The sequence below is a fragment of the Streptosporangium album genome, from assembly GCF_014203795.1.
Taxonomy (GTDB): Bacteria; Actinomycetota; Actinomycetes; order Streptosporangiales; family Streptosporangiaceae; genus Streptosporangium; species Streptosporangium album.
Map to the genome: position 1 here is coordinate 1,239,669 of NZ_JACHJU010000001.1, position 13,783 is coordinate 1,253,451.

General features: G+C 71.7%; 11 protein-coding genes. 3 read left to right on the top strand and 8 right to left on the bottom strand.

What is annotated here, in order from left to right:
* The first annotated feature begins 442 nt into the window (after positions 1-442).
* On the top strand, positions 443-1,408 hold the full coding sequence (locus tag FHR32_RS05870; protein WP_184753355.1) for a D-isomer specific 2-hydroxyacid dehydrogenase family protein: 966 nt from the start codon (positions 443-445) through the stop codon (positions 1,406-1,408).
* A gap of 23 nt (positions 1,409-1,431) precedes the next feature.
* Here the strand turns inward: FHR32_RS05870 and FHR32_RS05875 are convergent, their stop codons facing one another.
* From FHR32_RS05875 to FHR32_RS44090, 5 genes are all read right to left on the bottom strand, one after another.
* Entirely contained in the window at positions 1,432-2,283 is an 852-nt protein-coding gene (locus FHR32_RS05875) for a PHP domain-containing protein (protein ID WP_184753356.1), read from the bottom strand.
* A gap of 141 nt (positions 2,284-2,424) precedes the next feature.
* Entirely contained in the window at positions 2,425-3,618 is a 1,194-nt protein-coding gene (locus FHR32_RS05880; protein ID WP_184753357.1) for a M20 metallopeptidase family protein, read from the bottom strand.
* Between the two features lie 79 nt (positions 3,619-3,697).
* Complete coding sequence (locus tag FHR32_RS05885) at positions 3,698-4,891, bottom strand: amidohydrolase family protein (RefSeq protein WP_184753358.1); 1,194 nt, start codon at positions 4,889-4,891, stop codon at positions 3,698-3,700.
* Positions 4,881-6,215 carry a glutamine synthetase family protein gene (locus FHR32_RS05890; RefSeq protein ID WP_246466001.1) on the bottom strand — a complete coding sequence of 445 codons (1,335 nt, stop codon included), beginning with the start codon at positions 6,213-6,215 and terminating at the stop codon, positions 4,881-4,883. Before FHR32_RS05890 ends, FHR32_RS05885 begins: the two co-directional genes overlap by 11 nt.
* Positions 6,212-8,302, bottom strand: a complete 2,091-nt coding sequence (locus FHR32_RS44090) for an amino acid permease (RefSeq protein ID WP_246466003.1) — start codon at positions 8,300-8,302, stop codon at positions 6,212-6,214. Before FHR32_RS44090 ends, FHR32_RS05890 begins: the two co-directional genes overlap by 4 nt.
* Positions 8,303-8,670: 368 nt before the next feature.
* On the opposite strand from FHR32_RS44090, the gene FHR32_RS05905 reads away from it, so the two are divergent.
* Entirely contained in the window at positions 8,671-9,150 is a 480-nt protein-coding gene (locus FHR32_RS05905; RefSeq protein WP_184753359.1) for a ricin-type beta-trefoil lectin domain protein, read from the top strand.
* An 89-nt stretch (positions 9,151-9,239) separates the two neighbouring features.
* On the opposite strand, the gene FHR32_RS05910 is transcribed toward FHR32_RS05905, so the two are convergent.
* The 3 genes from FHR32_RS05910 to FHR32_RS05920 form a co-directional block, all read right to left on the bottom strand.
* The gene (locus FHR32_RS05910) at positions 9,240-10,448 is read right to left on the bottom strand and encodes an MFS transporter (protein WP_184753360.1); all 1,209 of its coding nucleotides are present in this window, start codon (positions 10,446-10,448) and stop codon (positions 9,240-9,242) included.
* 103 nt (positions 10,449-10,551) lie between these two features.
* Positions 10,552-11,880 carry an erythromycin esterase family protein gene (locus FHR32_RS05915; protein ID WP_184753361.1) on the bottom strand — a complete coding sequence of 443 codons (1,329 nt, stop codon included), beginning with the start codon at positions 11,878-11,880 and terminating at the stop codon, positions 10,552-10,554.
* 126 nt (positions 11,881-12,006) lie between these two features.
* Entirely contained in the window at positions 12,007-12,855 is an 849-nt protein-coding gene (locus tag FHR32_RS05920) for an alpha/beta fold hydrolase (protein WP_246466005.1), read from the bottom strand.
* Between the two features lie 122 nt (positions 12,856-12,977).
* On the opposite strand from FHR32_RS05920, the gene FHR32_RS05925 reads away from it, so the two are divergent.
* Complete coding sequence (locus FHR32_RS05925; protein WP_184753362.1) at positions 12,978-13,454, top strand: MarR family winged helix-turn-helix transcriptional regulator; 477 nt, start codon at positions 12,978-12,980, stop codon at positions 13,452-13,454.
* Positions 13,455-13,783: the final 329 nt, after the last annotated feature.

The following is a 13,783-nucleotide window of genomic DNA, read 5'->3' on the forward strand; positions in this document are numbered from 1 at the left end:
TTGTCAGGTCATGAGGCGGGTGGTGAACCTGTGCGCAGCCGACGGGATCCGCCCAGGTCGGCGACCCGGACGGGGAACAGGCCACCTGGCGCATCGTCTGTCGCGGACCGCCCGCCCGCCGGCCGGGAACGTCTCCGGCGATTCGGATCTCCGCGCGCGATCTTGACTATATTTCGTTCAACGAAATATAGTCCTCCGTACGCCTGGGAGATCATCTGCGGCATTCGCCGTTTCCGCGGCTTTCCGCATCACCAGATGTGGAGCCGCCTCGACAGCCACCGCCGTCCAGCCTCGGCCACGGCTTACGTGTCAGCCGGTTCGAGAGCACCCGGTCGCATCGGGATCAGGAACAGCCGAGGGCGACTTTCCGCCGTTCCCACCGGACTGGACGACGGAGCCCCTGGGCGGCCTCCGGTCGAGGGGGCGCGGCAGAATGTCCGGCATGGAAGCCCGCATCGCGATAGCCCCGTCCGCCGAAGTGGGCAAGGCCTACGGCCGCGCCAACTCCCCCGGCATCGACCACCTGCGCTCGGAGATCGAGAAGGCCGTGGCCGGCGGCGGCGGCGTCAACGTCGCCCCGGCCGAGGCCAACGGGCTCGTCTGGCTCATCCCCGGCGAGCCGGAACAGCTCCGGCAGACGCTGGACGACCATCCCGGGATCGGGTGGGTGCAGTTCCCCTGGGCGGGGGTGGAGCGGTTCGCGACGTCCGGTCTCTTCCACCGGCCGACGGTCTTCACCTGCGCCAAGGGGTCCTTCGCCGGGCAGGTCGGCGAGCACGCGCTGCTGCTGATCCTGGCCTGCCTGCGCAGCGTCGTACGGCAGGCGCGGACGCCCCGCTGGCACGCGGTGGATCCCCGGTCCCTGCACGGGCGGCGGGTGACGATCCTCGGTGGCGGCGGCATCTCCGCCGAGCTCGTCCGTCTCCTGCAGCCCTTCGGCTGCCGGATCCGGGTGATCCGCCGCCGGGCCGAGAAGGTCGAGGGCGCCGAGGAGACGCTGCCGCCGGCGGCGTTGCACGCCGCGCTTCCCGAGACCGACGTCCTGGTGGTGGCCCTCGCCCTGACCTCCGAGACGAGGAACATCATCGGTGCCGCCGAGCTGGCGCTGCTGCCCCCGCAGGCCGTCGTCGTCAACGTCGCGCGTGGTGCGCACATCCAGACCGACGCGCTCACCGAGGCCCTGCGCGCGGGGACGATCTCCGCCGCCGGCCTGGACGTGACGGATCCCGAGCCGCTCCCCGAGGGGCACCCCCTGTGGGACGACCCCAGGGTTCTCATCACCTCACACTGCGCGGACTCCGCCGAATACGTCCTGCGGATGCTCTGCGAGCGGGTGGAGCGGAACGTGCGCCACCTGCGGGAGGGCCGGCCGCTCGAAGGGGTGATCGACCCCGCCACGGGATACTGACCGCGCCGCGCGTGCTTCCGCCGTCAACCCGTGATGGGTACGGCGCCCGTCGCGGTGGAGATCATGTCCTGGTAGACGAGCGGGTCGGTGGTGGAGGCGCCGAGCCGTACGGTCTTGTTGGTGCCGTGGTAGTCGCTGGAACCGGTGACCCGGAGCCCGAGGTCGCGGGCGAGGGCGCGCACGTGCGCACGGTCGGCGGCCTGGTGGTCCATGTGGTCGGCCTCGATGCCCCACATACCCGCCTCAGCCAGTTCGGCGATCAGCGTGTCGGGCACGAGGTGGCCGCGGCTGCTCGCCCTGGGGTGTGCCAGCACCGAGACGCCGCCGGCCTCGTTCACCAGCCGGACCGCGGTGAACACGTCGATGTCGGCCTTGGGCAGGTAGTAGCGGCGCCCCAGCCATTCCGGGGCGAACGCCTCGTCCACCGTCGCGACCAGGCCCCGTCTGATGAGAGCCCGGGCGAGATGGGGGCGGCCCACCGTGCCGCCGGCCACGTACTCGCGGATCTCGGGCACCGTGACGTCGATGCCGCCGGCGTTCAGCAACGCCACCATCTTGTCCGCCCGCTGCTCGCGGGACCGGCGCACCCGGGCCATCTCCTCGGCCAGCGGCCCGTGGCCGGGGTCGAACAGGTAGGCCAGCAGGTGCAGCCCCATCGTCGGCTCGGCGCCGTACCACCGGCAGGAGAGCTCGGCGCCGCGCACCAGCGTCAGTCCGGGGGGCAGAGCGGCGGAGGCGGCCTCCCACCCGGCGGTCGTGTCGTGGTCGGTGAGCGCCACCACGTCCAGCCCTGCCGCGCCCGCCTCCTCCACCAGCGTTCCGGGAGAGTCGGTGCCGTCGCTGGCGGTGGAATGGGTGTGCAGGTCGATGCGCATACAGCCAGCATTCCAGCGATCCTGCCGGTATGCGGTCCGATCCGGCCGGAAGCCACGCCGGGGACCTTCCCGGCACCGGACCGGCCCCCTGAGGCCGCCGGCGCGCCTCAGCGAACGATCCGCCTCAGCGACCGGTCCGCCTCAGCGAGCGGTGCCGCCGATCACCCGTGCGGCGGCGAGGTAGGCGGCGAGCAGGCTCTCGGCGACCGCCGTCACCGCCTCGTCACCCGGCAAAAACTCCGGGGTGTGCAGGCCAGACGACGTGTCGACCCCCACGAACATCATCAGGGACGGCATGACCGACGCGTAGCGGGCGAAGTCGTCGGCTCCGCAGGAGCGCAGCGTGGCGGGGGCGTGATAGCCGTACTCGGCGTCCGCGTTGGGGCCGGTGAAAAGGTCGAGAAGGTGGGCGGTCTCCTCGGCGAGGCAGGCGTCGTTGACGAGCACCGGCTCCCCGCGCGCGATGACCACCTCCGCCTCGCAGCCGTGGGCGCGGGCGACCCCGTCGGCGATCACGCGGAACCGGTCGTGGAGCTGGCCGCGCCAGGTCTCCGACATCGTGCGGATGGTGCCCCGGGCGACGGCGTCCGCGGGGGTGGCGTTGGGGGCGGTGCCCGCCGTGACTGTTCCGAAGGTGACCACGGTCGGTGTCATCGGATCGGAGTTGCGGCTGACGAGCTGTTGCGCGGCCACGATGATCTGGGCGAGCGCCAGGATCGGGTCACGGGAGAGCTGGGGATAGGCGGCATGCCCGCTCTGGCCCCGGACGATGAGCGTGAACTCGTCGGCGGAGGCGTTGACCGCGCCGGGCGTGCAGGCTGTCTCACCGGCGCCGAGCACCGGCTGGACGTGTGCGGCGACCATCGCGCGGACCTGGTGCCGGTCGAGCGCGCCGGACTCGACGATGTCGAGGGCCCCGGAGGGATAGGTCTCCTCACGCGGCTGCAGCACCGCGACCAGCGGCGTGGGTGCGCCCACGCGGTCGACCGCCCTGGTCAGCGCCACCAGCGCGGCAAGGTGGACGTCGTGGCCGCAGGCGTGCATGGCGCCGTTGTGCGCGGCCCAGGAGACGCCCGTCCGCTCGGCGATCGGCAGGGCGTCCAGCTCACCGCGCACGCCGACGGCCGGACCGCCGCCGCCGATGCGCAAGAGCGCCCCGGTGCCGGCCACCTCTTCCAGCGCGGCGCCCTCGGGCAGGGCGTCCAGGACGCGCCTGCGCGTCGGCCCCTCCTTGCCGGACACGCACGGCTCGGCGTGCAGCTCGCGTCGCAGGCGATGGGCGGAGGGCAGCTCGGCGTGGAGTGCGGCGCGGAGCCGCCCGCGGATGCCGGTCACGTGTTCTCTCCGTTCCTAGGGCCGTGGTCGCCCTTCACCTGGTCCCCGTCGAGGTCATGCGTGCATGCGGGGATGCCGGTCACGCTTCCTCCCCGAGGCCGTAGACGCGGCGGGCGTTCTGGGCGCCGATCATCGTGGCGACCCGCACCGCCTGTGCCTCACTCCACTCCCCGTCCGCGACGAAACCCGACAGGACACGGGTCATCGCACGGCGCCAGAGCAGCGCACCGAGGTGGTGGAGCTCGGCGGGGCCCCAGGCGTCCGAAGAGAAGAGGATCTTGGCGAACGGTGCCAGCTCCAGGCTCTCGGCCACGACGGCCACGCTCCGCGCCCCGGTGTAGTTCACTCCGAGCCCGACGTCGAAGTAGACGTTGGGGTAGACCTGCGCGAGGAAACCGGCGTTGCGGTGGAACGGGTAGCAGTGCAGCAGCAGCAGGGGGACACCCCTGGGTTCGGCGAGCTCGATGAGGCCACGCAGCAGCAACGGGTCGGAGCGGTGGAGATCGACGTCAGGGTCGCCGTAGCCGACGTGGAACTGGAGCGGCAGGCCACGTTCGATCCCCTTCCAGATCAGGTGGCGCAGCAGCACCGGATCGTCGACGCGGGCTGTTCCGCTCTCCGCTGACCTCCGCAGCCAGCGGTCGGCCGCCGCCGTCACCTCGGCCCGGGTCGGCGGGCCGGGCTCGAAGTCGAGCCCGTGGCGGTAGGCGACGATGGTCTTCAGACCGCGTGCCGTACGGCTGCGCTCCCACAGGGCCGTCTCGAAGGCGGCGGCGAACCCGGCGGCTCCGACTCCCTCCGCGGCGACCCGTTCGGCGACCGACTCCAGCCGGACGACCTCGTCGGCCGGCCTGCCGGTGACGGCGGCCATCCGCGCCGGGTCGAGGATCTCGTCTCCCCGGTAGCCGGTCTCCACCAGGAAGTGGCCGATCCCGCTGGCGGCCAGCAGGCGCCGGTTGACCTCGTCGGTCCCGAGCTCGTGACGGCGGGCGAGGTAGGTCTCCGGTTCGGTGTGCGGGTCGAGGCCGAGCACGGGCGCGCAGTGGCGCAGGACGGCGAACCCGATCTGGGAGTCGAACTGTGTCATCCAGGAGGGCACCGGCCGGTTGGACTCGGTGATCAGTTCCTCGAACTCCCGTCGCGGCGCATCGCCCGCCAGGGCGCCGTGAACGTGGTGGTCCACCAGTGCGATCGTCTCGACGGCCCGGGCCAGGGACTCCCCACGCCCCGGGGACCCCGCCCGATCCGGCGGGTTGAAGGACTCAGTGGACATCGGCGATCCTCCGGCAGCGCTCCGCGTCGTCCAGTCCGGCCAGCGCGTCGAGCTCGGCCCGCCTGACGGCGAGATAGGTGGTGAGCAGGTCAGGAGCGAAGAAGCCGCTGACGACCTCGTCCTTCTCCAGGGCGTTGAGCGCCTCGTCCTGCGTCTTCGGCAGCGGGGGCACGACGGAGAGCTCCGCCTCGGTGGCCGACTCCGGCCAGACGACGGGCTCGGGGTAGCCGCGCCGGACTCCCTCCAGCCCGGCGCGGAGCAGGGCGCCGAGCGCGAGCCAGGGGTTGGCCGTGGCGTCCGCGGCCCGGTACTCGAGGTTGAGCTGGGCTCCGGCGTCCGGCCCGGTCCCCGGGCAGATGCGGAGCATGGCCTCCCGGTTGCGCTCGGCGAGGAACACCCCGCCGGCGCTCCACCGGTGCGGGGTCAGGCGCAGGAAGGACACCGGGCACGCGGCCGTCACGGCGGTCAGCGCGGCGGCATGGCGCAGGATGCCCGCGGAGAAGCGCGTTCCCAGCTCCGACAGCCCGCCCGGCCGGGAGGGGTCGTGAAGGACGGGGCGGCCGTCGGCGTCGCGGAACGACAGGTGGATGTGCACGCCGTTCCCGGTGCCCACCGGGTCGAGGAGGGGGGCGAAACAGGCCCGCAGCCCGCGCCGCCGGGCGAGGTCGCGGACGAGCTCGCGCAGCAGCACCGCCCGGTCGGCGGCGACGACGGCCTCGGCCGGGCTGAGCGTGATCTCGTGCTGTGCCTCGCCGTACTCCGGCAGCCACGTCTCGGGGTGGAACCCGGCCTGCTCCAGGAGCGTCACCAGGTCGGATCCGAAGGGCTCGGCGGTGCGGTACCGCTCGAAGGAGAACGGCGGCGAGGGCGCGGTGCCCGCCAGCGTGAACTCGTGCTCGAACGAGGCGATCACGGTGATGCCGAGCTCGGCGCGGAGCTCCTCGACGGCCGAGGTGAGGAACCCGCGGGGACAGCACTCCCAGGGAGTCCCGTCGGGCAGCGTCTGGTCCGCGAGATACAGCCGCGTGCCCGGTACGTCGCCGTCGGCGGGGATGTCGACGCGGGTGGCGGGGTCGGGCAGGAGCCGCAGGTCGCCCGCGGAGCCGAACACGCTGTCGGCGATCGCCCCGAAGCCGGTGATGGCCAGGTCGGCGGGGACCCAGCCGGTCCCGCTCCGCAGCAGCGCCTCCTCCCGGGAGGAGGGGACGGCGCGGCCGCGCAGCTGTGCGGCCAGGTCACAGGTCGCGACGTAGACGGTGGGCGCCTCGGTCATGGCGGGCTTGGGCTCCAGGGTGTCGGACGGCTGGGATCGGGACGGGGTCATACCCTGACCGCATTCTCGTGCGGGTCGGTGGCGGGGTCTCCTGGCTCGGTCAGCTCGGCCGTCAGGCGCTCGCCGATCCGGCGCGCCAGCTTCGGCGCGGCGAGCACGGCCGCCATGCCCGCCAGGCACCAGGCAGCGGCGACCCACGGGAAGTAGCTGAGCGGGCTGTCCTGTCCCACCGACTGTTCGTAGAAGACGAAGCACAGGTAGGCGATGGCGAGCACCGGGATCACGATCTCGTAGCGGGGGATCCGCCCGCGCCCGGAGAGGATGAACGCGATCACACCCGCCCCGGCGACCGCGTAGGCCACCAGCAGGCAGAGCACGCCGAGGGTGGCGAACCAGTAGTAGGCGTCGAAGGCGGGGACACCGGTCAGGTCGAGGATCATGTCACCGGCCACGGCGAGGACCAGCGCGGCGACCAGCGCGGCCGTGGGGCTTCCGGTGCGCCGGTCGACGCCCTTGCCGTCCGTGCCGAAGCCGACGGTCTGGGCGAACATCACCAGGACGTACAGGCCGCCGGTGAGCAACACGCTCCCGGCCAGGGCACGCGGGACGTTGCGGCGCGGGTCGGCGGTCTCCTCACCCAGCGACGCGCACGCCTCGAAGCCCGCCCAGGACAGGAACGCGAACACCGTGGCGGTCATCACCGCGCTCATCGTGGTGTCGCCGAGCCCGAACACCGAGAAGTCGAGCGTCTGCCCGCCGGGCGCGTTGCCGGCCCCGGTGCGGATGACGATGATGGCGCTGAGCACCAGCATGCCGATGATGCCGACGCCCTCGACGATCAGCAGGGTCCGCGCCGTGATGCGGGACTCGCGGGAGTTGACCGCCCAGGCACCCACGGCGGCCACGACCGTCACGACGGACCAGGGGATGTGCGCGGAGAGACCCATCGCGGCGGCGAACGCCTCGGTGAACACCGCGGTCGCCGCCAGCGTGCACACGGCGAAGAAGAGGTAGGTCCCCAGCAGCGCGAACCCGCCGAAGAACCCGGCCCGGGGGCCGAGGGTCACCCCGGCCAGGGCGTAAACGGAGCCGGCGTGGTTGAAGTGCCGCGTCAGCCGGACGAAACCGTAGGCGACCAGAGCGACGCCGACCAGACCCAGCACGAAGACCAGAGGCACGGCCTTGCCGACGGTGACGTCGCCCACGATCTCCTCGCACTGCCGGAGCCGTTCCTCTCCTTCCTTACCCAGCCTCGCCATCACTCCCGCGACCACGGTCTCCACCAGCGCGAGCGCCGGAACGAGACTGTCGAACGGACTCGGCGCCTCGACCCGGACGGGGATCACCAGGTCGGCCGCCTCCGCGGCGGGAGACAGCCACGGATCGGTGAAGAGCACGACCTTGGCCCCTCTTCCGTGCGCGCGGCGGGCGAACTCGACGACGTCGCGCTGGTAGCGCCGGTAGTCGAACACGACGACGACGTCACGCCGCCCGACGTCCACCGAGAACGCGGCCAGGCTCTCGGGCCGGGGATCGAGCACGCGGGTGCCCGGCCGCAGCAGCCGCAGATGCAGGTCGAGATACTCGGCGAGGATGTGCGAGAACCGTCCCCCGATCAGCGCGATGCGGCGAGCCGGGTCGGCCAGCAGGTCCACGACCGCTTCCAGTTCGGGGTCAGACAGCGCCGCGAACGACTCGTCCAGCCGCTGCCGGAAGGTCGCCCCGGCCGACACCCGCAGGGACTGCGGAGCGCCTCCGGCACCGACCTGCTGGGCGAGGGTCAGCGGCGAGGCCCGCCGCGCCTCGATCTCGTCCCGCAGATCCTGCTGGAACGCCCGGTATCCCGCGAAACCGAGCCGGGCCACGAACCGGACCACGGTCGGGGCGCTCACCCCGGCGCGCTCGGCCAGTCGCGTCGCGGTCTCCAGTCCGGCCGTGGGGTAATTGGCAAGCAGGGTCCGGGCGACCAGCCGCTCCCCCGCCGAGGCGCCGTCCAGGCTGCGCCGGACCCGCTCGGCGACGGAGACGAAGATCTCCAGCCCCTCCCCCGGCCCGCCGGCCCGGCCCGCCCCGTCCTCCCCGGCCACCTCCGGCGCGGACACGCCTTCCCACTCCGCCCTCTCGCCCCCACCAGTCATCGGAACCACCTCTCGGCCGTGTCGGGTTCTCCGCCACCTCATTCTGGCTGGTCGGCCCCTCCGGGAAAGCAGCGGGAGAAAGCCTCCCGGAGGAGGGCACGGAGGGACGCCCGACCCGGATGTCGACGCATAGGGCGACGTTCGGTCGCACAGACCGAGGGCCCCTACTTCAAGCCCAACTCGCCGCCGGCTCCCGGGAAGGGACCGGCGGAGAGGGAGACCGGTCCGGCGCTCAGGGCCCGTGGCGCGCGACCGCCCGACGGACCTCCTCGCGCGCCATGGGCCTCCCGCGAGGAAATTCCCCGGACCCATGTGCACAATGTGTAGCGATCAGTAACTCACTGTCGTCACATGGGAAGGAACCATCCGTGCGCACCCGTCTCGCCCTCGCTGCCGCCGCCCTGGCCGCAGCCACCCCCATCGCCCTGGCCGCTCCCGATGCCCTGGCGGCCGCGGCCTCCCCCGTGGAGCCGGGCACCTACGAGATCGTCAACGCCAGGGGAACCTGCCTGCGCGGCGAAGGCAACTTCAACTCCAAGACAGTCGTCGGCAGGTGTGACACCGAATGGGAGGTGACCCCCAGCGACGACGGCAGCGGCTTCACCGTCAAACACGCGACCACGGACAACTGCCTGACCACCGCCCTGGAGCCGATCTATCCCCCGTTCGCCGCCACGTTGCCGTGCGGCACGGTCCACGGCGCCTCGTGGAACTTCGCCGACGCCGACGGCGGCCAGGTCATCATCTTCCGCGAAAACTCCTACCTGACCGACATAGGCGACAACCGCCCCACCGTACTGCTGGGGCCCGGCAACGCCGGCCAGAAGTGGATCCTCCGGCGGACGTGAGCGGTGACGCGCGCCGGTCTCCCGGCGGCATCTCGACCGTCTGACGCTCAGCGGCTTCCGCCTCTGCCGGCCGACGTCGTGGCCGCCGGTCAGGTCCGCGGCGAGGAGGGACGGGCTTGACCGGCGGCGACCGTCAGCACCATGAGGGTCGCGATCGCACCACCGCACACCATGACGGCCGAGGGGGAGGCGGCGTCCACCACGACACCCCCGAGCAGGGCCCCGATGGCGATGGTGGCCTGGAAGGACGAGGTGAAGAGGATGGAGGCCGCCTCCGTCGCGTGGGGGGCCGAGGTGGAGAACCAGGTCTGCGAGCAGACCGGGACGGCTCCATAGGCCAACCCCCACAGAACGAGCAGCACGATCGCGCCGGTCTCCCCCCTGCCGAGAACCGGGAGCAGCGAGGTCGCGCCGGCGAGCACGCAGCCGCTGACGGCGAACGTGGCCCTCAGGTCACGGGTCACCGTCACCCCCGCGATGAAGTTGCCGACGATGCCGGCGACGCCGTACGCGAGCAGGAATGTGGTGATCAGACCGGGGCTCACCCGGGTGACCTGCTGCAGGAAGGGCGTCACATAGGTATAGGTCCCGAAGTGGGCCGTCACTATGAGAAACGTCAGAACGAGCCCGACCCGGATACCGGTGCCGCGGATCAGGTCGCCGAGGACCTTCAACCGCGTCACCTGGACGGCCGGCAGCGGCGGCACCAGCACGATCAGCGCGAGGAACACCCCCACCGTCATCACCCCCATGACGACGAAGGCCGCCCGCCAGCCCATGAGGTGCCCGATGAGGGTGCCCGCAGGCACCCCGAGCACGGACCCCAGCGGGACGGCGGAGAAGATCACCGCGGTCGCCGTGCCGACCTGCTCCGCCCGCACCAGCCGTACGGCGAGGCCGGCGCCTATCGACCAGAAACCACCGATGACCAGCCCGACCAGGATCCTGGAGACCACCATGACCCAGTAGGCCGGTGCGGCGGCCGCGAGGAAGTCCGCGACGGCCAGCAGGAGCATCAGGGCACACAGCATCAGGCGCCGGTCGAGTCGCCCGGTCGCGACGGTGACCGCCGGGGCGGCGATCGCGGCCAGGACGCCGGGCACCGTCATCATCAGGCCCGCCGCGCCGTCGGAGACGTCGAAGTCGGCCCCGACGGACGTCAGCAGGCCGATCGGCAGGATCTCGGCGGTGACGATCGAGAAGATCCCCGACATCACCGAGACAACGGCCAGCCAACCGATCAGCGGTGATCGTGTCGGCACGGCGGAGACGGCGGCAGAGGCGGCGGCGGTGGGCATGGGCTCAGTCCAGCAACCCTGACGGCCGGGGGCTGGCGGGTTTGAGACCTCACCACAAGGTTCCGGAGCAGAGGCGACGCCCGCGCGCGGCCTGCCCCGTCCCTCAGGACAGCGGGCGCGCCGCCGTGGTCTTGTGCAGGTAGATCAGCGCGTCGTAGGACTTCCCGAGTGAGACCATGCGCTCGGGCTCGGGCCAGAGTCTTCCGGCGTCACGCGTGCGCCGGGGCCTGTCGAGCCAGGCGCGGGCCGAGGCGGACATGGCGCGCAGGTCCAGGAAGTAGTCGGACGAGCTGACCCGGCTCAACGTCTGGTTGTTGCCTCCCCTCGCGGGGAGCCCGACCGTGACGGTCCGCCACCGGCCGTCCGCGTCCTGCGCCCTGAAGGATCCCTGGCCGAAGGCGAGCCCGGCGGTGACGTAGCGGGCGCCCAGCCGGTCGCGCAGGAAGGCGCCCTGCACCTTGGGATAGAGCGTGGCGTCATACGGCGCGTATGCCACGTGCGCGTTGTGGGCCGACAGGAGGATCTTCGCCCCGGTGTGCTCGTGCCACCACGCGACGTTGTCGGCCATGATCTTGTCCCGGTAACGGAGTCCCTTGCTCACCTGCTCCGGATCGGTGGCGTCGAAGGTCAGCGCCGTGGCGCTCTGGACAATGGAGCGCGCGCTCTGCACGGCCCACGCGTGTTCGTCCCGGTCCGGCCCCGGATGCCGTCGCAGCAGGTCCAGGGCCTGGCCGGCCTGGGACACCAATGCTTGGCGCTCGGCCGGCGGTAGACCCAGGAAGGCGTCCGCGTCCCGGACGGCGCGCAGGTTCCGGTAGTCGGCGTCGATCTCCGGCAGGAGCGTGGGCCGGTGACGTCGCACGTAGCCGGTGACCAGCTTGACGAGCTGCCCGCCGACTGCGGGATAGTTGGCGTCGTCACCCATGAACCGGACCTTCTCCGCGTGGTGCGTGTTGTGGTCGCGCATCCACCTGATGAGGTCCAGATACTCCTGGACGGTCCACATGTCCAGCTTCCTGAACTCCTCCTTCATGATCTTCTCCGGATCGCCCTTCCCATGGAGGACATAGGCGTCCAGCCGCAGTCCGGCGCTCCAGCCCGCTTCGAGCGCGAACGTCGTGAAGCCCTTCTTCTCGACGAGGTAGCGGAACACCCTGTGCTTCATCGTGAAGAACTCGCGGGCACCGTGCGTGGCCTCGCCCAGCCCCACCACTTCGGCGTCGCCCACCGCCCGGCCGAGCGGGCGGAGGTCGCCGAGATCGCCGGACGGCGTGGTGAGGCGCAGGGGATGGGCTTTCTGCCGCAGTTCAGGAACGGGGTCGTAGCCACCCGCCGCTGAGGCGGGCGACACCGAGGCGACCGTACTCACGGCCGCCAGCGACGCGGCGGCAAGAGGTATGAGGAACCGGCGCCGACGGGATGCGCTCTGCATGCGGTCTTCTCCTGGTGGATCGGAATGCTCTGTCCGGCCAGCATGTCGGCGGGGCGGGGCGACCACGATGCGGCCAGCAGGAAGATCGGCCGTACCGGTGGCGCCACCCGGCCGGTACGGCCCGCGTCAGGCGGAGCCGTCGAGGACGTCGCGCACCCGGGCCGCGAACGCCTCCGGGTGGGTCAGGTTGCCGTTGTGGCCGCCGGGGAACTCCACCAGGTCGACGCCGCCGACCAGCTCCGCCAGGACCTGCGCGCACCGGTAGTCGAAGAGGTCCCGTGGGGTGGTGCGGCCGCCGGCGGGCACGATCCGGGTCGGACCGCCCTTCAGCTCGGCGACACCGGCGGCGTCCAGGGTGTCGCGGCGGGCCGCGGTGAGGTCGTGTTCGAGGAAGAACGCGAAGTTGGCGCGTCTGACGTCGTTGATCGGCTGCGGCCGGAGGCCGGGTTCCGTCTCCTGCGAGGTGGGGTCGATGCCGAGGGCCTCCGCGACCTTCTTGACGGCCGGGAGCCAGCCTTCACCGCGGTAGGTCTCCTGGATGTCACCCAGCTTCCGGTCCGCGGAGTCCCGTTCGGCCGCAGGCAGCAGCCGCAGCGCCACGGGCTCGTGTGCGATGAGCGTGCCCACCTGCCCGGGGTGTTCGACGGCCAGGTGGAGTCCGATGACGGCGCCGAGGCTGCAGCCCAGCATGAACGCCGGTTCGTCGGTCAGCGCGGCCAGCAGGTGGTGGACGTCGTCGGCGTGCGTGCCGATGGTCAGCGGCTGCGCCGGGTCGCTGATCGTGCTGCGCGACAGGCCCCGGCGGTCGTAGGTGACCACCGTGTAGTGGTCGACGAGCCGGTCGACCAGGTCGGCGGTGCGCGTGGCGTCGCCCTCCCCGCTCTGCGAGACGAGCAGCAACGGTCCGGCGCCGCTGAGTTCGTAGTAGAGGTCGGCTCCGGGCACGGGCAGCGTGTCCGTCTTCATGGTGCTCATCTGAGTCCTCCGAGGGGCTGGTGTTTCACTCCGTTACCTCGGCGACCCTAATCCATCAGATTAGATACATCAACATAGATGCATCTAATCTGATGCATCGATCTTGATGTATCGTCGCGGACATGAACGGAGTCGAGCTGTTCCTTCTGGGACGGACCCTGATGAAGATCGGCGAGGAGGCCCTTCCGTCCGAGGGCCTCGGCAGGCAGTCCACCGGTCACCGGTCGGTCCTCATCGTGGTGAGCGACATCCGCGACCACCCCGTCAGCTCCGTCGGTGAGATCGCGGCGAGGACGGGCCTCCCGCAGAGCCAGGTGTCCGCCTGCGTCGCCCGGCTCCGCGAGGCGGGCTCCATCGTGACGGCGACCGACCCCCAGGACCGCCGCCGGCTCCTCGTACGGCAGGCCCCCGAGATCTCCGAGCGCGTGGCGGCGGTCCGCGCGGCCCCCATCGACACCGCGCTGGCCGCCGCGCTGGGCACCGACGATCCGCAACTGCTCGGGGAGGTCGCCGCCGCCCTTGAGACACTCGCGCGACATCTGTCGCCGCAGGCGCTGACCCGCCTGCATTCGGGAGGGCAGCCGGGTCAGGCGGGCTGAGGGAGCGGCTGGGCGATGATCGCCGGGTGGTAGCGCCGGCCGGGCGCGTTGACCACGCCGAAGGGCAGCTCCGTGGCCCGTCCGGGCGCCCGATGACCTCCCAACGCCGGCGGAGGCGGACGGAGAGCGCGCCCGCGGAGAGGAGGAAGGACGGCCGCCGCCCCGCCCTGCGGGCTCGCCGGAACTCTCCGGAAAGGAGATCGGAACCGGCGGTCCGCGCCATAAACGGATGACCGTTTTCCCTTACGGAGACGTGCTCTTACGGCGGTCCCGTGAGGCGAAGGAGAAAATCTTCATCGCCGCTCTCTCTTTTGTCAAATGTCTTTACA

What these genes read in the sequence shown, in the direction of transcription:
- FHR32_RS05870 (WP_184753355.1), top strand. Translation starts at nt 443, where the DNA reads ATGGAAGCCCGCATCGCGATAGCCCCGTCCGCCGAAGTGGGCAAGGCC.
- FHR32_RS05915 (WP_184753361.1), bottom strand. Translation starts at nt 11,880, where the DNA reads ATGCAGAGCGCATCCCGTCGGCGCCGGTTCCTCATACCTCTTGCCGCC.
- FHR32_RS05875 (WP_184753356.1), bottom strand. Translation starts at nt 2,283, where the DNA reads ATGCGCATCGACCTGCACACCCATTCCACCGCCAGCGACGGCACCGAC.
- FHR32_RS05885 (WP_184753358.1), bottom strand. Translation starts at nt 4,891, where the DNA reads ATGTCCACTGAGTCCTTCAACCCGCCGGATCGGGCGGGGTCCCCGGGG.
- FHR32_RS05890 (WP_246466001.1), bottom strand. Translation starts at nt 6,215, where the DNA reads ATGACCCCGTCCCGATCCCAGCCGTCCGACACCCTGGAGCCCAAGCCC.
- FHR32_RS05920 (WP_246466005.1), bottom strand. Translation starts at nt 12,855, where the DNA reads ATGAGCACCATGAAGACGGACACGCTGCCCGTGCCCGGAGCCGACCTC.
- FHR32_RS05925 (WP_184753362.1), top strand. Translation starts at nt 12,978, where the DNA reads ATGAACGGAGTCGAGCTGTTCCTTCTGGGACGGACCCTGATGAAGATC.
- FHR32_RS05910 (WP_184753360.1), bottom strand. Translation starts at nt 10,448, where the DNA reads ATGCCCACCGCCGCCGCCTCTGCCGCCGTCTCCGCCGTGCCGACACGA.
- FHR32_RS44090 (WP_246466003.1), bottom strand. Translation starts at nt 8,302, where the DNA reads ATGACTGGTGGGGGCGAGAGGGCGGAGTGGGAAGGCGTGTCCGCGCCG.